Annotated in this window: 17 protein-coding genes; 13 read left to right on the forward strand and 4 right to left on the reverse strand. The window is 62.4% G+C overall.

Features of this window, described 5'->3' with window-relative positions; all coding sequences use genetic code 11:
* The first annotated feature begins 52 nt into the window (after positions 1 to 52).
* Both MA04_RS14565 and MA04_RS14570 read left to right on the forward strand, forming a co-directional pair.
* Entirely contained in the window at positions 53 to 1,471 is a 1,419-nt protein-coding gene (locus MA04_RS14565) for a 3-oxoacyl-ACP reductase (protein ID WP_262461200.1), read from the forward strand.
* Positions 1,472 to 1,865: 394 nt separating this feature from the next.
* On the forward strand, positions 1,866 to 2,417 hold the full coding sequence (locus MA04_RS14570; RefSeq protein ID WP_262461202.1) for an FxsA family protein: 552 nt from the start codon (positions 1,866 to 1,868) through the stop codon (positions 2,415 to 2,417).
* On the opposite strand, the gene MA04_RS14575 is transcribed toward MA04_RS14570, so the two are convergent.
* From MA04_RS14575 to MA04_RS14590, 4 genes are all read right to left on the reverse strand, one after another.
* Entirely contained in the window at positions 2,414 to 3,346 is a 933-nt protein-coding gene (locus tag MA04_RS14575) for an SdiA-regulated domain-containing protein (protein ID WP_262461203.1), read from the reverse strand. The two genes, MA04_RS14570 and MA04_RS14575, sit on opposite strands and share 4 nt — an antisense overlap.
* A gap of 137 nt (positions 3,347 to 3,483) precedes the next feature.
* Complete coding sequence (locus tag MA04_RS14580; protein ID WP_022995536.1) at positions 3,484 to 4,506, reverse strand: AraC family transcriptional regulator; 1,023 nt, start codon at positions 4,504 to 4,506, stop codon at positions 3,484 to 3,486.
* A 74-nt stretch (positions 4,507 to 4,580) separates the two neighbouring features.
* Positions 4,581 to 5,702: a fatty acid desaturase family protein gene (locus tag MA04_RS14585; RefSeq protein ID WP_163126595.1), complete on the reverse strand. Its 1,122-nt coding sequence runs from the start codon at positions 5,700 to 5,702 to the stop codon at positions 4,581 to 4,583.
* Positions 5,703 to 5,998: 296 nt separating this feature from the next.
* Positions 5,999 to 7,078 (reverse strand): ferredoxin reductase, encoded by a 1,080-nt coding sequence (locus MA04_RS14590; RefSeq protein WP_163126594.1) that lies wholly within the window; start codon positions 7,076 to 7,078, stop codon positions 5,999 to 6,001.
* 258 nt (positions 7,079 to 7,336) lie between these two features.
* Between MA04_RS14590 and MA04_RS14595 the strand changes: the two genes are divergently transcribed.
* The 11 genes from MA04_RS14595 to MA04_RS14645 all read left to right on the forward strand — a co-directional run bounded on the left by MA04_RS14595 (position 7,337) and on the right by MA04_RS14645 (position 23,128).
* Positions 7,337 to 7,990 (forward strand): TetR family transcriptional regulator, encoded by a 654-nt coding sequence (locus tag MA04_RS14595; protein WP_026949003.1) that lies wholly within the window; start codon positions 7,337 to 7,339, stop codon positions 7,988 to 7,990.
* Between the two features lie 91 nt (positions 7,991 to 8,081).
* Positions 8,082 to 8,969 (forward strand): MaoC family dehydratase, encoded by an 888-nt coding sequence (locus tag MA04_RS14600; protein ID WP_163126593.1) that lies wholly within the window; start codon positions 8,082 to 8,084, stop codon positions 8,967 to 8,969.
* Positions 8,970 to 9,237: 268 nt separating this feature from the next.
* Complete coding sequence (mnmH, locus tag MA04_RS14605) at positions 9,238 to 10,362, forward strand: tRNA 2-selenouridine(34) synthase MnmH (RefSeq protein WP_163126592.1); 1,125 nt, start codon at positions 9,238 to 9,240, stop codon at positions 10,360 to 10,362.
* Positions 10,362 to 12,527: a selenide, water dikinase SelD gene (gene selD, locus MA04_RS14610; RefSeq protein WP_262461223.1), complete on the forward strand. Its 2,166-nt coding sequence runs from the start codon at positions 10,362 to 10,364 to the stop codon at positions 12,525 to 12,527. The genes mnmH and selD overlap by 1 nt, the downstream gene beginning before the upstream one ends.
* Positions 12,528 to 12,575: 48 nt before the next feature.
* Positions 12,576 to 12,953 carry a PA2779 family protein gene (locus tag MA04_RS14615; protein WP_022995529.1) on the forward strand — a complete coding sequence of 126 codons (378 nt, stop codon included), beginning with the start codon at positions 12,576 to 12,578 and terminating at the stop codon, positions 12,951 to 12,953.
* A 13-nt stretch (positions 12,954 to 12,966) separates the two neighbouring features.
* Positions 12,967 to 13,866 carry a PA2778 family cysteine peptidase gene (locus MA04_RS14620; RefSeq protein WP_163126590.1) on the forward strand — a complete coding sequence of 300 codons (900 nt, stop codon included), beginning with the start codon at positions 12,967 to 12,969 and terminating at the stop codon, positions 13,864 to 13,866.
* Positions 13,867 to 13,973: 107 nt separating this feature from the next.
* Positions 13,974 to 17,303 carry a mechanosensitive channel MscK gene (mscK, locus tag MA04_RS14625; protein ID WP_262461206.1) on the forward strand — a complete coding sequence of 1,110 codons (3,330 nt, stop codon included), beginning with the start codon at positions 13,974 to 13,976 and terminating at the stop codon, positions 17,301 to 17,303.
* Between the two features lie 211 nt (positions 17,304 to 17,514).
* Complete coding sequence (locus MA04_RS14630; RefSeq protein ID WP_262461208.1) at positions 17,515 to 18,108, forward strand: AAA family ATPase; 594 nt, start codon at positions 17,515 to 17,517, stop codon at positions 18,106 to 18,108.
* A gap of 35 nt (positions 18,109 to 18,143) precedes the next feature.
* Positions 18,144 to 20,036 (forward strand): ATP-binding cassette domain-containing protein, encoded by a 1,893-nt coding sequence (locus MA04_RS14635; RefSeq protein ID WP_262461210.1) that lies wholly within the window; start codon positions 18,144 to 18,146, stop codon positions 20,034 to 20,036.
* A 9-nt stretch (positions 20,037 to 20,045) separates the two neighbouring features.
* Positions 20,046 to 21,407, forward strand: coding sequence for a succinylglutamate desuccinylase/aspartoacylase family protein (locus MA04_RS14640; RefSeq protein ID WP_262461212.1), 1,362 nt, complete (start codon positions 20,046 to 20,048; stop codon positions 21,405 to 21,407).
* Between the two features lie 95 nt (positions 21,408 to 21,502).
* Complete coding sequence (locus tag MA04_RS14645; RefSeq protein ID WP_163126585.1) at positions 21,503 to 23,128, forward strand: BCCT family transporter; 1,626 nt, start codon at positions 21,503 to 21,505, stop codon at positions 23,126 to 23,128.
* Positions 23,129 to 23,235 lie beyond the last annotated feature (107 nt).

Genomic DNA, 23,235 nt, shown 5'->3' on the forward strand with positions numbered 1-23,235 from the left:
GTTCCGCACCAAGGGTCGACATTCCGCACATCGCACGGCGAAGGACAGGATCATGAACGATACCTATCAGACGATTGCCAACTCTTCCGTGGGCAAGGCCCTTTTCAACGCCATCAATCTGCCGATCCCGGTGATCCTGGAGCGCTGGCAGCCCGGCCAGGCGTCGTTCATCGATGGCCGCGTGCTGGTGGGTGCCGCCGAGGGCGGCAGCGCCATGGACACCATCCTGGCCACCCTGAAAACCGCTTCCGGTGCGCAACTGGCGGTACTGGCCAATAACGGCAACGCCAGCGAACTGCAAAAGCAGGCGGCCGCTGCTGGTGTCAACGCCGACAATTACACCGCCACCCGTGAAGACGATGCCCGCTTCAAAGGGTTGGTGTTCGACGCCACCGGCATCGAGAACCCGGATCAACTGAAAGCACTGTGGGCCTTTTTCCACCCGGTTATCAAGAAACTGGATAAATGCGCCCGGGTGCTGGTGATCGGCCGCACCCCGGAAACGCTGAGCGGTGCCGCCCGGGTCGCCCAACGGGGCCTGGAAGGCTTTACCCGTTCGGTCGGCAAGGAAATCAAACGCGGTGCCACGGTTCAGTTGATCTATGCCGAAGCCGGGGCCGAGAGCCAGCTCGCCGCGCCGCTGCAATTCTTCCTCTCACCGAAATCCGCCTATGTTTCCGGTCAGGTGGTGCGCGCCCGCCAGGCCGGCTTCGACGCCGAGAGCTTTGACTGGCAACGCCCGCTGGCCGGCAAGAAAGCACTGGTCACCGGTGGCTCCCGGGGCATCGGCGCCGCCATTGCCCGGGTCCTGGCCCGCGACGGCGCCGAGGTGATCGTGCTGGATATTCCGCCCATGGCGGAGGACCTGAACAAAGTGGCAGGTGAAATCGGTGGCCATACCCTGGAACTGGACATTACCAGCGACGAAGCGCCGGGGGTTATCGCCCGGACTGCCAAGGAGCACGGCGGACTGGATATTCTGGTGCACAACGCCGGGGTCACCCGCGACAAGATGCTCGGCAATATGCCGGAAAACCTCTGGGACATGGTGCTGAATATCAATATCGCCAGCCAGTTGCGCATCAATGAACAATTACTGGCGGACGGCGCCATGGGCGAAGGCGGACGCATCGTCTCCATCAGTTCCATCGCCGGCATCGCCGGCAACACCGGCCAGACCAACTACGGCTGCTCCAAGGCGGCGGTGATCGGCATGGTGGACGCTTATCGCGAGGAATACGCGGACCAGGGCATCACCATCAACGCGGTGGCACCGGGTTTCATCGAAACGCAGATGACCGCGGCGATCCCGTTCACCATCCGCGAGGCCGGGCGGCGCATGAACGCCATGAATCAGGGCGGCCAGCCAGTGGATGTGGCGGAAACCATCGCCTTCTTCGCCAGCCCCGCCGCCCAGGGCCTGACCGGCAATGTGGTCCGCGTATGCGGGCAGATGATGCTCGGCGCCTGATCCAATACCGGACCGGGGCTTCCCCGGTCTCTCCTCTTTTTACCTGCCTTGGAGAGATACATTCGGAGGCCGCTGTAGGAGCGCAATCTGTCGGAGCCAGCCTGCTGGCGAATACGGCATCTGGTATTGGGGTATTCGCTTGCAGGCAAGCTCCCACAGCGGCTTCGTGGCCCCTTCTGTGCCAGCGGTCAATGTTGCTGGACAAGAGAACGCCTCGGCAGCGGTCGGAATGATTCCTGAGCCTGCCGGTTACCTCGAAGCGGAGCCGCATTATGCCTTTGCGGGGTTGAATTTCCCGTCCTTACCGCCATCTCTTGGGACAGGTCGTCGTAGGCAAGGTTAAACCGTGCCGCGACACGTCTCCCGGCTGCGACGCCGTCACCAAGAGGTCCCCATGACGTTTGGCCGCCTGTTTTTCGTGATTTTCGCCTTCGCCTTGCTGGAGGTATTGGTTCTGGCCGCAGTGGCCGATGTGATCGGCTGGCCGGTCACCATCATTCTGACGCTGGCCACCGCCATCATTGGTTCCTGGTTGTTCCGCAGCCAGGGTCTGCAAACCTGGACGCGCCTGAATCAGCGCATGCAATCCGGCGAGATGCCAGGCCAAGAGCTGGTGGAAGGTCTGCTGCTGTTGATCGGCGGCGCCTTGCTGATCACCCCCGGTTTCGTCAGCGATATTGTCGGTTTTGTCATGCTGCTGCCGTTCAGCCGCCACCGGCTCGCCGCCACGCTGGTACGCCGGGGCACCCTGCAAACCTTCGGCGGGCAACAGGGCTCGGCATTCTTCTATCAGAGCGGTACCTTCAACGGCGGCCCGTTCGGCCCCGGCGGCGCGCCTTTCGGCGCGGACCGCGATCCGGGCAACGGCGTGGTCATCGATGGCGAGGCGCGGGAAGAAGCGGAAAGTCGCGACCCGTTGGAGCATGACCCGAACCGGCGGAGCTAAGAGCCGGTCTTCTTTAACCGGTAGAACAGATTGGGCTCGCTGACCAGGTAGAGATCCCCCTGGTCATCCATGGTCACCCCTTCCAGTTGCGGCGCGTCCCGTTGCATATCCTCATTAGCACGCAAAAAGGCCCGATAACTGACGTAGCGCCCCTCCCGGTCCAGTTCCACCAGGGAATGGGAGCGGTCGCTCAGTAACAGCAGGTGACCGGTCGCGCCGTGGTAAAACACATCCGAGAGATCCCGGTTGAACACCAGCCCGTCAATCCAGCCGGTCAGATCACGAATGTGCAGGGACAGCCCTTGCTCCAGACTGGCACCGAATCCTTCAATGGCGTAGAGCTTCCGCGGGCGGCTTTCCTTCACCACGAACAGCCGATCACCTTCGGCATCATAGGAAATGCCTTCAAACCCCTTGTTGCCATCTTCTTCCATGCCCAGGGATAACGACTGGATTCGCTGCTGGTCCACCGCCGCGCCGGGCTCCGGCATGGCAAACACACTGAAACGCTGGCGACGTTCGTCCACCACCACCACGCGGCCGTTACCCAGTGAGGCGATCCCCTCGATATCGCCGAACCCTTCCAGCCGATGGCGGTCCAGTACCTCGCCCTGGCGATCCAACTCCAGCATCACTGGCGGATCGTTGGTCACCGCCAGCAAGCGGTCCCGCTCCCGGTCATAGCTGATCGCGGACAGATTGCGGCTCACCCCGGCGACGGCCTTGCCTTCGATGACTACGTGATATTCCTCCAGCCGCAATCCCTGCCGCGGCCCCTCGATCCGTTCCTTCAGATGGAAAAACAGAGGTTCATACCAATGCTGCCAATACGCCACGCCGGCCAGTAACCCCATCACCAGCGCGCCACCGAGCCACCAGCGCGCTTTTGTGGAGCGCCGGGAACGACGATTGAAGGAAAGTTTCCCCATAAAACCCCACCCTCTTACTCATGCTGGAGTGCAAAACCGCACTCCCGTCAGGACAGGCTTAGAGAGGTGTTTTCGGGGATGGTTCCAGAGCGACGGCGCCTTAGAGCCTGTTCACGATCTTTACGCCGCCGCCCGCGTCAACCGCGAGCGGCGGCATCCTCTTCGGCTTTCATCTTGCGGTATTCGATGGGCGTCATACCCACCCAGCGCTTGAAGGCCCGATAGAAAGTGGAAGGCTCCGAGAAACCGGTCAAATAGACGATCTCGTCGATGGACTCGTCGGTACCGGCCAGCAATCGCTTGGCCAGTTTGCAGCGATAATCCGCCACCAGCTGGTTGAAGTTGGTGCCGGCATCCGCCAGGCGGGTGCGCAGCTGACGCGCCTTGATGCCGAGACGTTCCGCCACTTCCTCCAGATTGGCATGTCCGGATTCCAGCAGCTCGGCGATCAGGCGATTCACCTGAGCCACCAGATCCTGCTTTTCCAGCCGCGCCACCTGCTCACTGGCGAGCTGCTCGTGCAGGCGCAGCAATTCCGGCTCGTGATGAGCCGACGGGAGGGCCATCAGGCGGGCATCGAAGTACACGCCAACCGAGTTCATCTCGAACTTCACCGGACAACCGAAGGCACGTTCGTACTCACTCGGATCCGCGTGGCGCTCATGGGCAAAGTGAATTTCCAGCGGCTCAAAGGCGCCATCGGTGACGAAGCGGAAGAATTTGATCACCCCCACCATCACGCATTCATTGAGATGGGCCAGGCGGCGGCCCCAGAACGGCTGGCGCAGGAAGGCACGGTCTCCCTCCTCTTCCATCAGCTCCGCCCGGGCGGCATCGGACAGCAAACGCTGATAATTCAGCGCCCGCCGCAAGCCTTCCCCGAATGAGGGGCTGGAAAGAAACAGGTATTCCAGGACCTGACCTTTATAGACCGGCATGTGCTGGCCCAGGTGCAGACCGATGTGCGGATCCTTGGAGACCTTTTCCGCGGCCTGCCAGAACCATTCCTGGGCATCATGCGGCGTACGCAGGTCAGGCACCTGGAGAATGGCGCGGTCCACGCCCACTTCAGCAAGAACCGCGTCTGCATCAATGCCTGCGTTGACCATGGCCCGGTAGGCCATGCGCAACAACACGCCGGAGTCGGTAAGCTCTGCCATCCTTTCGCGACTTCCCCGAATTTTTTGGTATCAACGAGCGAGAGTAGCACATGCCCGGGGAGGCCGGAACAGCATCAGTTCACCACCGCTGCTCCACGGCGGGAAGGCAGCGCCAAACGGTGGATGCGCCGCATCACCGAGCCGAACTGACGGCGCAAACTGCCTGAGTTGTAGTGCAAACCGTAGCGCTCGGCGATCTCGCGCACCTTGGGCGCCACCTGCTGGTATCGGTTGGACGGCATATCCGGGAACAGATGATGCTCGATCTGATGGCTAAGGTTGCCGCTGAGGATATGAAACAACCGACCGCCCTCCAGATTGGACGAGCCGAGCAGCTGACGCAGATACCATTGCCCACGGCTTTCGCCTTCCACCTCTTCCTCGGTGAACATCTCCGCGCGCTCGGTGAAATGGCCGCAGAAAATAATCAGGTAAGACCACAGATTGCGCAGGATGTTGGCGGTGAAGTTACCGGACAGCACGAACAGGAAAAACGGCCCCGCCAGCAGCGGGAACAGCACATAATCCTTGAGCACCTGACGGCGCACCTTCTTGAAGATCAGTTTCTGCTCCTTGCGGAATTGTGCGCGGCTCTTGTCGCCACGGATCACCCGTTCGATCTCCAGATCGTGGAACGCCACCCCCCACTCGAACAGCAGCGCCAGCACCCAGTTATAGATCGGCTGGAACAGATAAGCCGGGTTCCAGCTCTGGTGCTCGGACATGCGCATGATGCCGTAACCGACATCACGGTCCTTGCCCACCACATTGGTGTAGGTGTGATGCATATAGTTGTGGGAGTGCTTCCATTGCTCGGCCGGGCAGGTGTTGTCCCAGTCGTAGTGAGCGGAGTCCAGATTCGGATCGCCCAGCCAGTCCCACTGGCCATGCATCACGTTGTGGCCAATCTCCATGTTCTCCAGAATCTTGGAGAGCGCCAACAGACCGGTTCCCGCCAACCATGCCGGCGGCAGAAAGCCGAGGAACAGCAGTCCCCGGCCGGCTACTTCACAGCCTTTTTGAAAGCGCACCACACGGCGGATGTAGCGGGCGTCGGATTCGCCACGGTCCGCCATCACCTGCTGGCGCAGAGCGTCGATTTCCTCGCCGAAGGCATCCACCTGGGAACGGGTCAGGCTGACACCGTCACGTTGAAAGACGATTGGATCGTGCTCTTGTTGCATTGCGTATCCCATTGTTCAACTCCTTGTGTTTGCGTCGCTTAGAGCCTGTTCACGATCTTTACGCAGCCGCGCCGGAGTTCATTTTTGCGTCAGGTTGTGATTCCGATTGTGCCGTGTAGTCAATCTACATAAACAAGCGTAATCGCAGCCTGACGGAAAAAGGGGCCCGGCCCTTCGGGTTGCGCTGGAAAAGCCGCCAGACGACGCTGGGGCCTTTGACTTTGGAACCACCAGAGCCGGCAGACCCCAACGCCCTCTGGCGGCTTTTCCAGCGGCAACGCGGTGACGTAAAGATCGTGAACAGGCTCTTACAGCGCCACTTCCACGTCGCCTTCGGCGGCATGGATACAAAGTCTTACCCGTTGGTTGTCCACCGTCCGGCTCTCGCCGGTCTGCAAGTCACGGAGCGAACCCCGCACCGAACAGCGGCAGGTGTGACAAATGCCCATGCGGCAGCCATGGGCCGGATTCAGCCCACTGCGCTCGGCGGCCTCCAACAGGCTCTCGCCGCCACCGGCCTCGGTGGCCAGGTCACTGCCGGAAAAGCGGATCCGGCCACCGTTGCCGGTATTCTTGGTCAGCGGCTGGAACCGCTCATGCAACAACGGCGCCCGGCCTTCCGCGCGGTGCCACTCGCTGACCGCGTCGAGGAAGCCGGCCGGCCCGCAGGCGTAGACCTGACGGTCGGCGGCGTCCGGAACCAGGGCAGCCAGCAACGCGGCGTCAAAGCGGCCCTGTTCATCACCGGGCAGCGGGGCCTGATGCCCCAGCACCACACGGGCGTTCAATTGGGAATGGCGTCCCAGTTCCCGCAGGGACTCCAACAAAATCACATCCTCGTAACGGCGATCGAAATGCAGCCATTCCACCTGACCGTCAAAGGAGGTGTTTTCCAGGTATCTTGCTATACTGTGAACGGGTGTAATGCCGGAACCGGCGGTCAGGAACAGCAACCGGTCCGGAATCCGGGCCGGCAACAGGAACTCACCGGCGGGCTCGCTGAGCGTCACCACGTCACCGGGGCGGGCACGCTCAAGCAGATGTTCGGTCACGCCGCCGGCCCGGTGACACTTGACGGTGATGGTCAAGGTCCCCGATTGCGGGGCGCTGGACAGGGAAAAGCAGCGCCATTGCCGCGCACCATTCACGTCGATGCCAAGCATCACATGCTGGCCGGCCTGAAATCCCGGCCACAGACGGTTCGGGCGCAACGTCAGGGAAACCGCCCGATCGGTTTCCCGGTGAACACTGGTGACGCGGGCACGGATCTCCCGGGCCGAGGCCACCGGGCTGATCAGCGCCAGGTAGTCTTCCGGCTGAAACGGGCTGGTCAGGGCCTGGCCGAGGCGGCCAAACCAGCCCCGACGAGGCTCGATGATGGTCTGCATACGGCATTTCCTATCAATTTAGTGAACAGTTGTACACTTTTTACAGGGAGCTGATTTTATAGTCAACACTTGTTCACAAAAATAATTGTGAACGGAGTTGTCAAGCGCTTTGCTATATCCCGAGGCGGAAATTGAATACCATTGCCGCCGGAGCCCGGGACAAAAGCGCAACGACAATACCCAGGCCGCATCACTGCTTATTGATTGGTTAGATTTGATTCGTTGGTTAAAACAACAATTCGGGAGACTGTCTGACACATGACCAGAGAAACCGCCCCCCGGGGAAGGAAAGCCAGAAAGGGACGGACTCGCCAGGCGCTGATGGACGCGGCCTTGGATCTGGTGGCGAAAAAAGCCCCCTTTTCTTCCCTCAGCCTCAGGGAAGTGACCAAGAAAGCCGGTGTTGTGCCCACCGCGTTCTATCGTCATTTCACCGACATGAGCGCACTTGGCCTGACCCTGCTGGATGAGTCATTTCGTACTCTGCGGCAGATGATGCGCGAGGTCCGCCAGCATCAATTGCCCAATGAGCAGATGATCCGCGGGTCCATGGAGACCTACTTCAATTATGTGCGCAACAATCGCACTTATTTTCTTTTTGTCTCCAAGGAACTGTACGGTGGCTCCGCCACCATGCGGCAGGCGATCCGGCGGGAAATCCGTCTGTTCGTCAGTGAGTTGGCCATGGACATGGCGCGATTCCCTTTCCTTATCAATGTCAGTTCCCAGGATCTGCAGATGATGGCCACATTGGTGGTCAATAGCGTGGTGGCACTGACGCAGGAAATGTTGGAATTGAGCGAGGACGATGAAGCCGGCCAAAACGAAATGCTGATCATGGCGGAGAAACAAGTCCGTCTGATTTATTTCGGGGTGGCCCAATGGCGTTCCGAACCCGACAGGATTGCCTGAGCCGTCGGCGATACGGCCAATCAGCCTCTCCGGCGCTCTGCCTATACTGCCACGACATTGCGCTAAATGTTCGTGGGAGAAGGGTGTCCTTATGAGTGAGGTTCGATTCAAGGAGCTGCGTCACGCGCCGCCCATGGCGGTGAATTTCGCCAAAGCCGTACTGCGTGCACGGGTGCGCCCGGGCAACGCTCCGGTACTGCCCGACGAGGGGCTGCGGCTCAACGATGTTGCTCAGAAATCTCGCCATTTGGCGGCCTACCGCCAGGTATGCGGTTTCAGCGCCGACGGTCATCTGCCCATCACCTACCCGCACATGCACGCGTTTCCACTGCACATGGCACTGATCCTGGGTGACGGGTTCCCGTTCCCTGCCATGGGGCTGGTTCACGTGCGCAACCGCATCACCCAGTTCCGCCCGATCGGAGAACGGGAACAGCTCAATATCAAGTGCTATACCGGCAATCTGACCCAGGTGGAAAAAGGCTATGAGTTCTCCATCTTCACCGTGGTCAGCACCGCCGGTGAGCGAGTCTGGCAGAGTGAATCGGTGAATTTCCATCGCGGCGGCGGCCACGGTGAGAAAAAGGCCCCGGATGCGCAAAGAGAGGCGCGAACCACTGCCCCTGCTCCGGATCTGGTCGAGGAATGGGAGGTCCCCGGCGACACCGGACGGCGCTACGCCAGCGTGTCCGGCGACCGCAACCCGATTCACCTGTACCCGCTGACCGCCAAGGCCTTCGGCTTCAAGCGCCAGATCGCCCATGGCATGTGGTCCAAGGCACGTTGCCTGGCGGCTTTACAGCCGGAACTGCCAGAGCAGGCTTTCACTGTGGATGTGCGCTTCAAGCTGCCCATGTTCATTCCCGCCAAGGTAAAGTTTGCCCGTACCCGCCAGAATGACGGACTCGATTTCCAGTTGCTGGCCGCCGACGGCGTCAAACCCCACTTGAGCGGAGAGGTGCGTCCGGTCAGCGACTAAACCGGCGTCCGTCTACTCAATCGCTGTCTGCTCAAATAGTGGGAAACAGCCTTCCTTACCCTCCATCAGGGGCAGCGGAGCCGTGTTAGGCCTTTGCGGGAACGCGGTGAAGCAGGGTCCCGCAAAGGCCTAACACGGCAGGGAGCTTATAGGGATGTATTTACGGCGATCCCGGAAGGCCTCCGTGCAGACCCGTACCCCCGATGGAGACGCTCATTCCCGTCATTCCGCGATGAACCATAAATAAGGGCGGTGTACACTGCCGCCCATGACCCGTGACGACACCAACGACTACGCAGCACTGTTCCTGGACGACACGCCGCTCCTGGATGTCCGCGCCCCGGTGGAATTCGCCCGGGGCGCGTTTCCCCATGCCACCAACCTTCCTCTGATCGACGACCAGGAACGCCATCTGATCGGCCTGCGCTATAAGCAGCAAGGGCAACAGGCGGCCATTGATCTCGGCAATGAGCTGGTTCGTGGCGAGGTCAAGGAACGCCGTCTGCGCGCCTGGCGCGACTGGTGGCGGGCGCATCCCGATGGCTATCTCTATTGTTTTCGTGGCGGCCTGCGCAGCCGCACTACCCAGGACTGGCTGCGTCAGGCCGGTATCGACGCGCCCTTGGTAACCGGTGGCTATAAAGCCCTGCGGCGTTTTCTGTTGGAGCACCTGGAACAGCATGTGCTCCAGGGGCCGTTATGGGTGCTCACCGGCCGCACCGGTTGCGGCAAGACCCGCGTCCTGCATCAACTGCACCGGGCGGTGGATTTGGAAGGGCTGGCCCATCATCGCGGCTCCGCCTTCGGCCGCCGGCCTGGCGGGCAACCGGCGCAGATCGACTTTGAAAACGCCCTGGCCATCCGCTTACTGAAACTCGGGGACCGAGCGCCGGCGCTGGTGGAGGACGAAGGGCGGCTGATCGGCCGGTGCGCGCTGCCACTGTCCTTGAACCAACGGCTGCGGAGCATGCCGCGCATCGACATCGAAGAGCCGCTGGAAAGCCGGGTGGAAGTGATCCTGGAAGACTATGTCCTCACACCGCTGCGGGAATTCCTCGACGGCCACGACGAAGAGCAGGCCCGCAGCCTGTTCGCCGAGCATTTGCTCGGCGCGCTGGACCGCATCCGCAAGCGCCTCGGCGGCGCCCGTCACCAGACCCTGCGCGAAATCATGATCCGGGCACTGGAACAACATCGCCGTGGCGATGGCAGCGACGAGCACCGCCGCTGGATACGCACTCTGCTAAGCGACTACTACGACCCCATGTATGACTACATGCTCCGCCATCGCCAGGGACCGGTGTATTTTCGCGGCAACCGCGACCAAGTCATCGCCACTCTGCAAGAATGGGAACGCGAAGAGCAGGCACGACCGGAGGGCCGCCCACGGTGATGACGACGGTCGCGCATCACGACCTGGTGCTGGTGGGAGGCGGGCACAGCCACGCGCTGGTACTGAGGCGTCTGAGCATGCGGCCGGTGCCGGGGCTGCGCCTCACACTGATTTCCCCCGACAGCCTCACCGCCTACTCCGGTATGCTGCCAGGCATGCTGGCGGGCCATTACCAACGGCAGGAAACCCACATTGATCTGAGCCGGCTGAGCCGGGCCGCCGCCGCCCGCTGGCTGCCGCAACGCGTGCTTGGGCTGGACCCCGTCCGGCGCCGCTTGCAACTGGATAACGGTGACGAAGTGGAGTACGACACACTCAGTCTGGATGTCGGCGCCACCCCGGATCTGGACAGCGTACCCGGCGCCCGCGCCCACGCGGTGCCGGTAAAGCCAGTGGCGACCTTCGAGCGACGCTGGCACCATCTATTGGCCGACCCCACCGCGACTCGCCGGGTCGCGGTGGTGGGCGCCGGTGCCGGCGGCACCGAGCTGGCCGCCGCCCTGGCCCAACGGCTTGGTGCTACCACCGAGATTCAGTTGATCAGCGCCAGCGAGCTGCTGCCCGGCTACCCGGACCGGGCGCGCTCGCTGATGCGAACGCGGCTGCTCAATGCCGGGGTCCGCATCGTGGAACAAGCCCCGGTGCAACGGGTCGGCGAAGGGCAGCTCCACTACAACGGCCAGTCCCAGCCGGCGGATCTGGTGTTCTGGTGCACCGGCGCCCGGGCACCGGCCTGGCTCGCCGCCAGCGGCCTGCCCTGCGATGAACGTGGCTTCCTGCGTGTGGACAGCACCCTGACCAGCCTGGGCAGCCCGCACGTCCACGCCGCCGGTGACTGCGCTTCGTTTCCTTCGCCTTTGCCCAAGGCCGGCGTCTACGCGGTACGTCAGGCGCCGGTGCTCGCCGATAATTTACTCGCCGCCACCCGGGGAGGACGCAAACGGCGCTACCGCCCGCAACGGCGCTTCCTCTCACTGCTGTCCGCCGGGGCGGGTGATGCGGTGGCCTCCAGACCGCCCTGGCCGGCGCTGGCGGGGCCCTGGGTCTGGCACTGGAAGGATCGCATCGACCGCGCCTTCATGAAGCGCTTTGAGAACCTGCCAGCACCAATGCCCGCCGTGCCCGCCGACAGCAACGCAATGCACTGCGCCGGCTGTGGCGCCAAGGTTGGCGCCGCCACCCTGAATCACGCTCTCGCTGATCTTCAGATCATGGTCCGCGATGATATCGAAGCCGGCGTGGCCCAGGGCGATGACGCGGCGGTGATCCGCTGGTCCGGGCAACACCGGCTGGTGCAAAGCGTGGACTATTTCCCCGCCTTCATGGACGAGCCCTACCTGTTTGGCCGGGTGGCCGCCCTGCACAGTCTCAGTGACATCTACGCCATGAACGCCGATCCCCATTCGGCACTGGCTACTCTGTGCCTGCCCCGCCACCACCCGCGTCTGCAAGGCCGGGACCTGCGGCGCCTGCTGGCCGGAGCGGCGGAAGAGTTGAACCGGGCAAGCTGCGCGCTGGTGGGAGGCCACACCATCGAGGGTCCGGAAATGGCCGCCGGCTTCACCATCAACGGCGCTCTGACCGGAACCGCCTGGAGCAAGGAGGGTGCCCGGCCGGGGCAGGTTCTGATTGTTACCAAACCACTGGGCATCGGTATTCAACTGGCGGCCTGGACGCGCAACGTCCATCGGGGGCCGGATCTGGACGCCACCCTGGCAACCCTGTTGCAAAGCAACGGCCCGGCCCGCGCCGCGCTGTCCACCCTGCCGCCCCACGCCTGCACCGACGTCACCGGCTTCGGGCTGCTCGGACATCTGCTGGAACTGTGCCAGCACAGTCGGGTGAGTGCCCGCATTGATCTGAATACTTTGCCCATACTGCCCGGTACCCTGGAGCACATACGCCAAGGCATTCACAGCACCTTGCGGGACAGCAACGATCAAGTGCTGGGCCACTGCGAGATCGCCCCCACCCTGCTCGACCGGCCGGAACTGGTCGCCGCCACCGACCCGCAAACCAGTGGTGGCCTGCTGCTGGCGGTGACCAGGGAGCGTCTCGACGCCACACTGGAAGCCCTGCATCGGGCCGGCGTCAATGCCGTCGCGATTGGTCAAACCGTTGTAAAAAATCACAAAGCCTCCGCCACTATCACGCTGTATGGATAGCCGCTCGTGCTACTCTTGAAGCATCATTCAAACAGGGAGCGACAGCCCATGAACAAGCGTCTCACTGGCGTTTTTACCGCCACCGTTCTGCTCATCACCCAGGCCCTGTTCGTCCCCATGGCTCACGCCGCCATGGTCGGTACCGATACCCTGGTAGCCAGCGAACAACGGGCGGCCATGGAGCAGAAGGTCCTTGCGCTACTCGAGCATAAAGCCGCCGCCAAAGTACTGGCGGACAATGGTGTCGAATCGGAACAAGTAAAGGACCGTCTGGACCGGCTCAGTGATCAGGAACTGACCCAACTGGCCGAACAGGCCGATGACCTGCCCGCCGGCCAGGGCGTTCTCGGTGTCATTCTGGCGGTGATTCTGATTCTCGTGCTGCTGGATCTGCTCGGCGCCACCAACGTGTTCCCGGCGATCTGACCAATCCATTGACGTGACCTTTCGCAAGATCATCGTCGGGCTGGTTTTGCTGCTGGCGGGGTGCCAGACACTGCCCCCGCCGCAGTCGGCCCGGCAGCCCGCCGACCAGCAGTTGGACGTCCCTTTCATTGCCCAGGAAAAATATCAGTGCGGCCCCGCCGCTCTGGGCATGATGCTGCAATGGAACAGCCTGCCCGGCGACGCCGAGGCGCTGGTGGACGAGGTTTGGTTGCCGGAACGCAAAGGCAGCCTGGGCATCGAATTGATGGCCGCCGGCCGCGCCCGCGGTTTGCTGGCGTATCCCGTCAACCGGCCGGAAGCGCTGTTCAGTGAGCTGCAAGCCGGCCACCCGGTGCTGATTCTGCAGAACCTGGCGCTGAAGCGCTGGCCGCGGTGGCACTTCGCCGTGGTCACCGGCTACCGCGACGGCGGCGACCGGTTGATTCTGCACAGCGGCACCCGCGAAACCACCACCAGCCATTGGAATCGCTTCATTCGCACCTGGGCGCGCGCCGACTATTGGGGCATGGTGCTGCTGCCCGCCGGAGAGTTACCCGCCAGCGCCCGCCCCGGCCCTCTTCTACACGCTCTTGCCCCGCAGAAAAAGGATGCCTTGCGCCATTGGCAAACCGCGGTATCCCGGTTCCCCAACGACGGCAAACTCCATTTCGCCTACGCCAACGCGCTGTGGCAGGCGGGACGGAAAGCGGATGCCCTCAAGGCCTTCGAAAAGACCGTGACACTCGCCCCCACTCTTGCTCCGGCCTGGAATAATCTGGCCTACGCCCGCCTCGACCAGGGTCACCGTGAAGCCGCCCGGGAAGCGGTCTGCCGGGCCCGCACGCTGGCGCCGGATGACGCCAACATCGATGGCAGTGTCGCCGAAATCACCGACGGTACCGGCTGCCCCTGAGATCATGAACAGGCTCCGGACAACGCCAGGGAAATGGCGTCATTTCCGTTTTATCGCTATTGTCTAAGCTCCCGTTCATTCTCTGACAATGGATTACGCGCTTCCCTATGAGACCCGGTCGATCACGGTTACTGCTTTCCCTACTGCTCTTCTGGATGCTGTGTGGTGTGGCCGCGGCACAAAGCAGCGGCTTTTCTCTGCCCGGCATCGGCGATCTGGAGAAACAACTTACCGGGGGTGGCGACAACGCCGATACCCAAAAGGAAGGCGAACCAACACCGGAACGCACGCTGTTGGAAGAGACGCTGAAGCTGCGCAAGGAAATCGACGCCAATCACGAGCAGATCAAGAAGCTTGAGCAACAGCAAAACGCGCTACCACGGGAGAAAGCCGCGCTTCAGGACGAGTTGGAAAAGATTCGTCGCGAAAGCACCATCGACTGGGCCGAACGCTATCAGAGCTTGTCGATTTCCGCTCTGGCGGAGGAGTTGGGGCAGAAGCTGCAAGCGTTGGAGCGCAACCAGGAAAAACTGGCGGCCACCGCCAGCGATGTGACCAGCTCTCAAACCCTGCCGGAGCGGGCCCAAAACACCATCAGCGACAGTCTCGCGGAAGCCGACGATATTCGTCGGCAGTTGAACCGCCCCTCGGTGGAAGAGACGCTGAGTGAGATGGAAGTGCAGAACCTGCAAGTGAAACTGGCGGTACTGGATTCCCGTATTGAACTGCGCAACCAGGAGCTGGCCGTGGCCAGCGCCAGCGAACAGCGCTCACGTCTGCAGCAGCGGGTACTGGAAGCGGACGCGGAACTGATCCAGAAACAGCTGGATGTGCTGCAACCGCTGATCAACCAGCGGCGCCAGCAACAACTGCAGGACGAGTTGCAAGCAGCCTCCGTGGACCTGCCCGCCGAGGTGGCCGATCACCCCCAACTGGCGGCGGCGGAAGAGCGTAACAAAACCCTGCGCAAACAGTTGATTCAGACCAGCGAGGAAGTCAACGATCTGCTGCGTGAAAACGTGGCCACCAAGACCCAACTGGATCGCGTACGGGCACTGTCCACCACCGTCAACGACCAGATCCGCATGCTCGACGGCAGTCTTTTACTGTCACGCATTCTGTACGAGCAGCAAAAGAACCTGCCGGATTTCAAACCCCGGGAAGGTCTGCCCAAAGCCATCGGCGACACCCGTCTGCGCCAGTTCGAGATCGGCCAGCAGCGCCAGCAAACAGAAGCCGACATTATCCGGATCGATGATCAGGACATTTCACCGGAAGACCGTGCCGCTTTGCAGGATGCTCTGGGGAGTCTGCATGACATCCACGTGGAATTTCTCAATCAACTGGATACCGAACTGGGGCGCAAGCTGAATCTGCTGGTTCGGCTCAACCTGGTGCAGGATCAATTGGTGGATGTTTCCCGCAACCTGCACGATACCATCTCGGAGCAGACCTTCTGGATGCCCAGCACCCAACCGGTCAATCTATCCTGGCTACGGGAGTTTCCGATTCAGGTCCGGGATCAGGTCAACGCCATGCCCTGGTTGCGGATGGGCAAGGACGCCCTGGCATTACTGAAGGACAAGTGGCCCTGGCTGCTGCTGCCGGCCACATTCGCGGCGGCGCTGATGTGGTGGCGCCGACGGCTGCGTACCCGCATCCGCAAACTGAACAGCGACATTGGTTTTCTCCGACGGGACAGTCAGTTGCATACGCCACTGGCGATCCTGATGACGGCGCTGATGTGCGCCCCCGGGCCGCTGGTATTGAGCCTGCTCGCCTGGGGACTGTGGATTCAGCCCGGCACTCTGTCCACGGTGTTGGGCGCGGCCCTGTTAAAAGTGGCACTGCTGTGGCTGGTATTCGAAATGTGCTACCGGTTACTGGCCCGCGACGGCATCGCACAACGGCATTTCCGCTGGTCCGCCGATGGCAATACACAACTGCGGCGGCGATTGCTGGCGGTAGGGCTGGCGATGGTACCGATGACTCTGATCATCGCCTTCGGAGAACAATGGCCGGCACAGCTCAACAACGACCGCATCGGCCTGGTCATCATGGTGTTCGGGCTGGCGGTAATGGGGATCATGCTCACCCGGGTGGCGTTGCACTTTCCCATCACCCGTTTCTCCACCGCCTACAAAACCATAGCGGCACTGGTATGCGGTGGCCTTCCCTCCGCTCTGATCGTGGTGATCGGCCTGGGTTACTACTACACCACGGTGCGCTTGTCCGGGCGCATCATCGACAGCTTCTACCTGCTGCTGCTGTGGACCCTGATCGACGCCACCGCGGTGCGCGGTCTGGCGGTGGCGGCGCAACGGCTGGCCTACAAAAGGGCCCTGGCGCAACGTGACAGCGACGCCAAGGAAACCAGCGTGGAAGGCATCGAGGTGGAAGAACCGCAACTGGATCTGGAGCGGGTCAATCAGCAGTCCCTGCGTCTGATCCGCATGGCTCTGGTGGTGGTCTTCGGCCTCCTGTTCTATTGGGTCTGGGCGGACATCCTCAGTGCGTTCTCCTATACCGAGAACATTCTCCTGTGGGAAACCACCGAGGGCAGCGGCAGCACTCTCACCCAGGTTCCTATCAGCCTCGGTGACGTCATGTTCGCGCTCGCCGCCACCGTGGTGACGTTGATGCTGGCACTGAACCTGCCCGGACTGCTGGAGGTGCTACTGCTATCGAGGATGAACCTGAAACAGGGCAGCAGTTACGCCACCACCACGCTGTTGTCCTACGTCATCACCGCCGTGGGCGTGATGGTGGTGCTGGGTTCGCTGGGGCTGACCTGGAACAAACTGCAATGGCTGGTGGCCGCTCTCGGCGTCGGGCTGGGCTTTGGTCTGCAGCAGATTTTCGCCAACTTTGTTTCCGGCATTATTATTCTGTTCGAGCGGCCGATTCGTATCGGTGACGTGATCACCATCGGTACGCTGTCCGGCACCGTCAGCCGGGTGCGGGTACGCGCCACCACGGTGATCGATTTCGACCGCAAGGAAATCATCATCCCCAACCAGACCTTCGTTACCGAACAGTTGATTAACTGGTCGCTGAGTGACACGGTAACGCGATTGATCATCACCGTCGGTTTCGCCTATGGCTCGGACCTGAACACCTGTCGAGAGATTCTCCAGACCGTGGCCCGCGATCATCCTAAAGTGATGAAGGACCCGGAGCCGATGATCCTGTTCATGGGCTTCGGCGCCAGCACGCTGGATCATGAACTGAGGGTCTACGTGAAGGAAATCGGCGACCGCCTGAGCACCACCGACGAACTCAATCGCCGTATCGATCAGTTGTGCCGGGAAAAGGGAGTGGAAATCGCCATCAGCCAGATGGATATTCACATTCGCAGTATCAATGGCGGCGACAACCTGACCATCCCCGGCGAGCGCCGCGAATCCGGAAACAACGACCCACAGACGGACGCCTGACCACCGGCGGGAAAATCAGGTACACAGCAGGCTTCCCTTCTAGCAGCGAGCACGGATGCTCTTCTGGCCTTGGAAGCATGAATTCGGCGTCCGCTACAACGCCGCTGTGGGAAGCTGACTTGCAAGCGAATGGACTTCCGGCGAGAAGATTCGCTTGCAGGCAAGCTCCCACAGATGAACCACTCCTCTTCTCTAACCAGGAAACCCCATCATGTTCACTCACCGCCTCCCCCATGGCGGGGCTATTGTATTGTCCGGCGGTCCCGGCGCCGGCAAGACCAGTTTGCTCCAGGCCCTGTCCGGGCTTGGGTACATCACCGTGGCCGAATCGGGGCGGGCGGTGATCCGGCAACAGCAAGCGCGCGCCGGCGATGCCCTGCCCTGGCGAAACCGGCAGGCCTTCGCCACCGCCATGCTGGACCGGGACCGGCGCCAGTACCGGCGGCACAGCGGCCGTGGCGGACCGGTATTCTTCGACCGGGGAGTGGTGGACGTGCTCGGCTATGCACGGCTGGAGCGGCTGCATGAGAGCGCGGCCATGCGCTGGACCGCGCGGCGCTACCGCTACACCCCGGAGGTGTTGATGCTGCCACCCTGGCCCGACATCTACCGGCACGACCAGGAACGCAAGCAGACGCTGGCAGAAGCCGAGCGTACGTTCCAAGTGTTATGGGACACTTACCTTGACCAGGGCTACCGCCCGCTCCTGGTGCCCCGGGGAACGATAAGAGAACGCCGCGACTGGGTCCTGTCCCATCTCGGTCTGGCTTGCCCCCCCATCCATGACGCCCCGGGAAAATGCTAGACTCGCGTTCCCCGACACCACGGTACCCGGACACCATGCCATTGCTGACCCTGCGTGACCTGCAGCTTGATTACGGCGACCAGCCTCTATTCAACCATTTGGACCTGACCATCGAGCCCGGCGAACGGCTGTGCCTGGTGGGCCGCAACGGTTCCGGCAAATCCACCCTGCTGAAAGTACTGGATGGGCAGGTGCAGGCGGACGATGGCCAGATCGAGCGCACCCAGGGACTGGTGGTGGCGCGCCTGGAACAGGAGGTCCCCGAGGACCAGGACCACAGTGTCCAGGAGATGGTGGCCCAGGGCCTTGGCGAGCTGGGCCGTCTGCTGGCCGAACACGATCGCCTCAGCCATCGGCTCAACGATGGCGACGACGCCGTGATGGCCCGTTTCCAGCAGCTCAGCGACCGTATCGAAAGTGCCGGCGCCTGGCAGTTGTTCCAACGGGTGGAGACGGTGCTCTCCAAACTGCAACTCGATGGCGAGCAGCGCTTCGCCGGCCTCTCCGGTGGCATGAAGCGCCGCGTTCTGCTGGCCCGTGCGCTGGTGCAGGAACCGGACCTGCTGCTTCTGGACGAACCGACCAACCATCTGGATATCGACTCGATCCGCTGGCTGGAAAGCTTCCTGCGGGACTATCCGGCGACCCTGGTGTTCATCTCCCACGACCGTGCTTTCATCCGCGCCCTGGCCACCCGCATCATCGAGCTGGACCGTGGCCAACTGACCAGCTGGCCCGGGGACTACGATCGTTACCTGGAAGGCAAGCAGGCGGCGCTGGAAGTGGAAGAAAGAAACCAGGCCGAGTTCGACAAGAGGTTGTCCCAGGAAGAACGCTGGATCCGTCAGGGCATCAAGGCCCGGCGCACCCGCAATGAGGGCCGGGTGCGGGCCCTGCAAACATTACGTAAAGAGGCCGCGCAGCGGCGCCAGCGCCAGGGCACGGCGGCCCTTGCCATCCAGCAGGGTGATCGCTCCGGTAAAACGGTAATCGAAGCGGAACATCTCAGCTACGCGGTGGGCGGACAGACGCTGCTGCGGGATTTCTCGCTGACCCTGCTGCGCGGCGACCGGGTCGGTATTCTCGGCCCCAACGGCTGTGGAAAGTCCACTTTGATCCGTATTCTGCTGGACCGATTGGCGCCCGATGACGGTACCGTGAAGCAAGGCACGCAATTGAAGGTGGCCTACTTCGATCAATTGCGTGACAGCCTGGACGGCGAAAAAAGCGTGATCGACAACCTGGCGGAAGGCTCCGATGTGGTGGAAGTGGATGGCCGTAAGAAACATGTCATGGGTTACCTGCAGGATTTTCTGTTCGAGCCGGCCCGCGCCCGTCAGCCGGTCAAGTCCCTGTCCGGCGGCGAACGCAACCGTCTACTGCTGGCCAAGCTGTTCACGCGGCCGTTCAATCTGCTGGTCCTGGATGAACCGACCAACGATCTGGACGTGGAGACCCTGGAATTGCTGGAAGAGCAACTGGTGAACTACCAGGGTACCCTGCTCCTGGTCAGCCATGACCGTGCTTTCATCGACAATGTGGTGACCTCGACACTGGTGTTCGAGGGTGGCGATCCGCATTGGTATGTGGGCGGTTATGAGGACTGGTTACGGCAACGTCCGGAACCGTCCGCGCCGGAAACCGTCAAAGCCGCCAGGCCCGCCGCCCGCCCCGAACGGAGCGAAGCGGCGAAACCGGCGCGCAAGAAGCTGAGTTACAAGGAGCAGCTCGAGTTGCGCGATTTACCGGCTCGCATCGAAGAGCTGGAAGCGGCGCTGGAGGCGCTGCAGAGCACGATGTCGGACCCGGCCTTTTACAAGGAAGCCGCGGATACCATCGCCGCCGAACAGAAACGGCTCTCCGAACTGGAACACACGCTGGCCGAAGCCTATGTCCGTTGGGAGGCGCTCGACCAGCTCAACAGCTGAGACATCACCATGACCGTACGCTGGTCCCTGACCATTGCCCTGTTGGCCGCCCTGGCGCCCTGGCCGGCTCTGCACGCCGACGAAAGTCCCGTCGACGACACCGAGCCCGAGGCGCACGCGACCCCGGCCAATCCGCCCGCGAAACAGGTGGTGGACGACACGCAGGTGGTGGACACGGCGGACGCCGACAGCGCAAACCAGCCGGCACCCGCTTCCACCGAGGAGCAACCGCCAGCGGTGCGTCCGCTATCACTGCTGGGCCGCAACGTGGTGCCCGGCAGCTTCGCCACGCTGCACTGGACTCCGGATCAATCCTTCGCCTCCATCGCCACGCCGGTGCCGGTGCTGGTGGCCCACGGCAAGAAACCCGGCCCGCGCCTGTGCCTGACCGCCGCCGTCCACGGCGATGAGTTGAACGGCATCGAGATGGTGCGCCGCCTGATGTACGACCTGGAACCGGAAACCCTCTCCGGCACTTTGATCGGCGTGCCCATCGTCAATCTGGAAGGATTCCGCAACGGCTCGCGCTATCTTTCCGACCGCCGCGATCTCAATCGCCACTTCCCGGGGCGCGGCACCGGCAGCGCCGCCGATCGCGTGGCCCATTCCCTTTACGATCAAATCATCCGGCATTGCCAGTATCTGGTGGACCTGCACACCGGTTCGCTCAAACGCATCAACCAGCCGCAGTTGCGCGCCGATCTGAAAAACCCGGATGTTCTGGCTTTCGCCAAACACTTCGGTGGCATGACCGTGCTGCATGGACGCGGCGCCCGTGGCACCCTGCGACGGGCGGCGGTGGACGACGGCATCATGGCGGTGACGATGGAGGCTGGCGGGCCCAATCGCCTGGAAGAAGAGGCGGTCAGCTACGGCGTCCAGGCGCTGGAAACCCTGCTGGAAAATCTCGGCATGCGCAAAGCGCGCCGGTTCTGGGGCGCGCCGCAGCCGGTGTTCTATGAATCGCAATGGATCCGCGCCAGTCAGGGCGGCATCCTGCTGTCGGAAGTCAAACTGAATGACAAGGTGAAAAAGGGGCAAATCCTCGGCACCGTGACCGACCCGATCACCAACACCGGCAGCGCCATCATCGCGCCCTACGACGGCCGCATTCTGGGCATGGCCATCAACCAGGTGGTGCACGCCGGTTTCGCCGCTTACCGGCTTGGCGAAGAGCAAACCCCGGAGGAAGTGGAGGCCAAGGCGGAGCAGGCACAGAGCGGGAAGCCCGCCGACGACGACTCACCGGCGCAAGCGGAGCATTCCGAAGCCCCCGCTTCGACGGCACCGACGGAGGAAAAACCGGCCGCCACAGACACCGGCGTGGAAGACGAAGAGCCGGAGGAGCCGGACGACCGCCAGCGGGACTGACCGGGCCGGAGGTCCGGCGGGATGCATTCCACCGCCGGATCTGCCACCCTAGGGGACTGGTTCTTCGTTGTTCGTTCCGCCCCAAGGACGAGGCTATGCTATCGACTCAGCGGGTCTACCTGACCTCCGCCGCCATCATCGTTTCCCTGGTCGCCCTCGGCGCCGCCTTCCCCAAAGCCTTCGCCAGTACCGCCGCCACCTTGCTATCCAGCCTGAGCCGCTACTTCGGCTGGTTCTACCTGCTCAGCGTCTTCGTGTTCGTGGTGTTCCTGCTGGTGCTGGCATTCAGCAAGTACGGCAAGATCCGCCTCGGCCCCCAGGACAGCACGCCGGACTACAGCCTGTTTTCCTGGCTCAGCATGCTGCTCTCCGCCGGCTTCGGCGTCGGGCTGGTGTTCTACGGCATGGCCGAGCCCATGCTGCATTTACAGGAGCCGCCCCACGGTCTCGCCGAACCCGGCACCCGGCAAGCCGCCGCCCTGGCGATCCAGTACAGCTTCTTCCACTGGGGCGTCAATCAATGGGCCGCGTTCACCCTGGTGGGCCTGATCATCGCCTTTTTCCAGTTCCGAAAAGACCGCCCCGGGCTGGTGTCGACCATGGTGGAACCGGCCCTGCGCGACCTGCCACGCCGTCAGATCGCCTCCGATACCCTCGACGTGATGGCGGTGATCGCCACCGTCACCGGCGTCGCCACGTCCCTCGGGCTCGGCGTGCTGCAAATGAACGGCGGCCTGGAATCGGTGTTCGGCTGGCCCAATGATGTCTGGAGCAAAGTCGGCATCCTCGGCACCATGTTCCTGTGTTACATGGCGTCGTCCTACACCGGCCTGGACCGTGGCATCCGCATCCTCAGCAATCTGAATATGGTGCTGTGCCTGACGCTGATGGCCTATATGCTGATCACCGGCCCCACCGTGCGGATCTTCGACGTGTTCGTGAACGGCCTGGGCGATTACTTTGGCAACTTCATCAAAATGGCGCTGACCATTCCCCCGTTCGAGCGCGGCGACTGGATGGACCGCTTCACCGTGTTCTATTGGGCCTGGGTCATCGCCTGGTCACCGTTCGTCGGCACTTTCGTGGCGCGGGTATCGCGCGGGCGCACCATCAAGGAGTTCGTGTTCGGCGTGCTGCTGGTGCCACCGCTGCTGGCCTGCGTCTGGATCGCCGTATTCGGCGGCACGGCGCTGGACCTGGACCTGACCCAGAACGCCGGCCTCGCCGCCGTGGTTGACAACGACGTTGCCAGCGGTTTGTTCAAAATGTACGAGCTGCTGCCTTATGGCCATCTCCTCAGCGGCCTGACCATGGTGCTGCTGTTCATCTTCCTGGTCACCTCGGCGGACTCGGCCACCTACATCGTGGCGCAGATGACCGATCAGGGTTCTCTCAATCCGCCGCTGAAAAAACGCCTGACCTGGGGTGTGCTGATTTCCGCCATCTGCATCACGCTGATATCAGCCGGAGGGCTGAAAGGCCTGCAATCGGCGGCGCTATTGGCCGCCCTGCCGTTCGCCCTGGTGTTGTTTCTGATGGTGATCGTGCTGGTGCGTGAGCTGCGCGAGGATCGCCGCAACATGCTGCTGGACCTGTATCACCGCAATGAAGGCACACCGGTGGGCGGCGACCCGTTCGAAGCGGAGGAATTCACCGATCTGGCGCCGGAGGAAAAGATTCGCCGGCGCCTGACCACGGTGAATCGCACGCCGCCGGGCTGACCAATCGCCCTTGCGGAGGTGACTACGAAGCCGCTGTGGGAGCGGGCTTGCAAGCGAATCGGCTTTCGAGCCAGAAGATTCGCTTGCAGGCAAGCTCCCACAGCGGC

The organism is Alloalcanivorax balearicus MACL04, from assembly GCF_025532145.1.
Taxonomy (GTDB): domain Bacteria; phylum Pseudomonadota; class Gammaproteobacteria; order Pseudomonadales; family Alcanivoracaceae; genus Alloalcanivorax; species Alloalcanivorax balearicus.

Bases quoted from the DNA above. Each gene is read 5' to 3' on its own strand.
- MA04_RS14595 (WP_026949003.1), top strand. From the start codon at position 7,337: ATGACCAGAGAAACCGCCCCCCGGGGAAGGAAAGCCAGAAAGGGACGG.
- mscK (WP_262461206.1), top strand. From the start codon at position 13,974: ATGAGACCCGGTCGATCACGGTTACTGCTTTCCCTACTGCTCTTCTGG.
- MA04_RS14600 (WP_163126593.1), top strand. From the start codon at position 8,082: ATGAGTGAGGTTCGATTCAAGGAGCTGCGTCACGCGCCGCCCATGGCG.
- selD (WP_262461223.1), top strand. From the start codon at position 10,362: ATGACGACGGTCGCGCATCACGACCTGGTGCTGGTGGGAGGCGGGCAC.
- MA04_RS14565 (WP_262461200.1), top strand. From the start codon at position 53: ATGAACGATACCTATCAGACGATTGCCAACTCTTCCGTGGGCAAGGCC.
- MA04_RS14645 (WP_163126585.1), top strand. From the start codon at position 21,503: ATGCTATCGACTCAGCGGGTCTACCTGACCTCCGCCGCCATCATCGTT.
- MA04_RS14590 (WP_163126594.1), bottom strand. From the start codon at position 7,078: ATGCAGACCATCATCGAGCCTCGTCGGGGCTGGTTTGGCCGCCTCGGC.
- mnmH (WP_163126592.1), top strand. From the start codon at position 9,238: ATGACCCGTGACGACACCAACGACTACGCAGCACTGTTCCTGGACGAC.
- MA04_RS14585 (WP_163126595.1), bottom strand. From the start codon at position 5,702: ATGGGATACGCAATGCAACAAGAGCACGATCCAATCGTCTTTCAACGT.
- MA04_RS14630 (WP_262461208.1), top strand. From the start codon at position 17,515: ATGTTCACTCACCGCCTCCCCCATGGCGGGGCTATTGTATTGTCCGGC.
- MA04_RS14570 (WP_262461202.1), top strand. From the start codon at position 1,866: ATGACGTTTGGCCGCCTGTTTTTCGTGATTTTCGCCTTCGCCTTGCTG.
- MA04_RS14635 (WP_262461210.1), top strand. From the start codon at position 18,144: ATGCCATTGCTGACCCTGCGTGACCTGCAGCTTGATTACGGCGACCAG.
- MA04_RS14575 (WP_262461203.1), bottom strand. From the start codon at position 3,346: ATGGGGAAACTTTCCTTCAATCGTCGTTCCCGGCGCTCCACAAAAGCG.
- MA04_RS14580 (WP_022995536.1), bottom strand. From the start codon at position 4,506: ATGGCAGAGCTTACCGACTCCGGCGTGTTGTTGCGCATGGCCTACCGG.
- MA04_RS14615 (WP_022995529.1), top strand. From the start codon at position 12,576: ATGAACAAGCGTCTCACTGGCGTTTTTACCGCCACCGTTCTGCTCATC.
- MA04_RS14640 (WP_262461212.1), top strand. From the start codon at position 20,046: ATGACCGTACGCTGGTCCCTGACCATTGCCCTGTTGGCCGCCCTGGCG.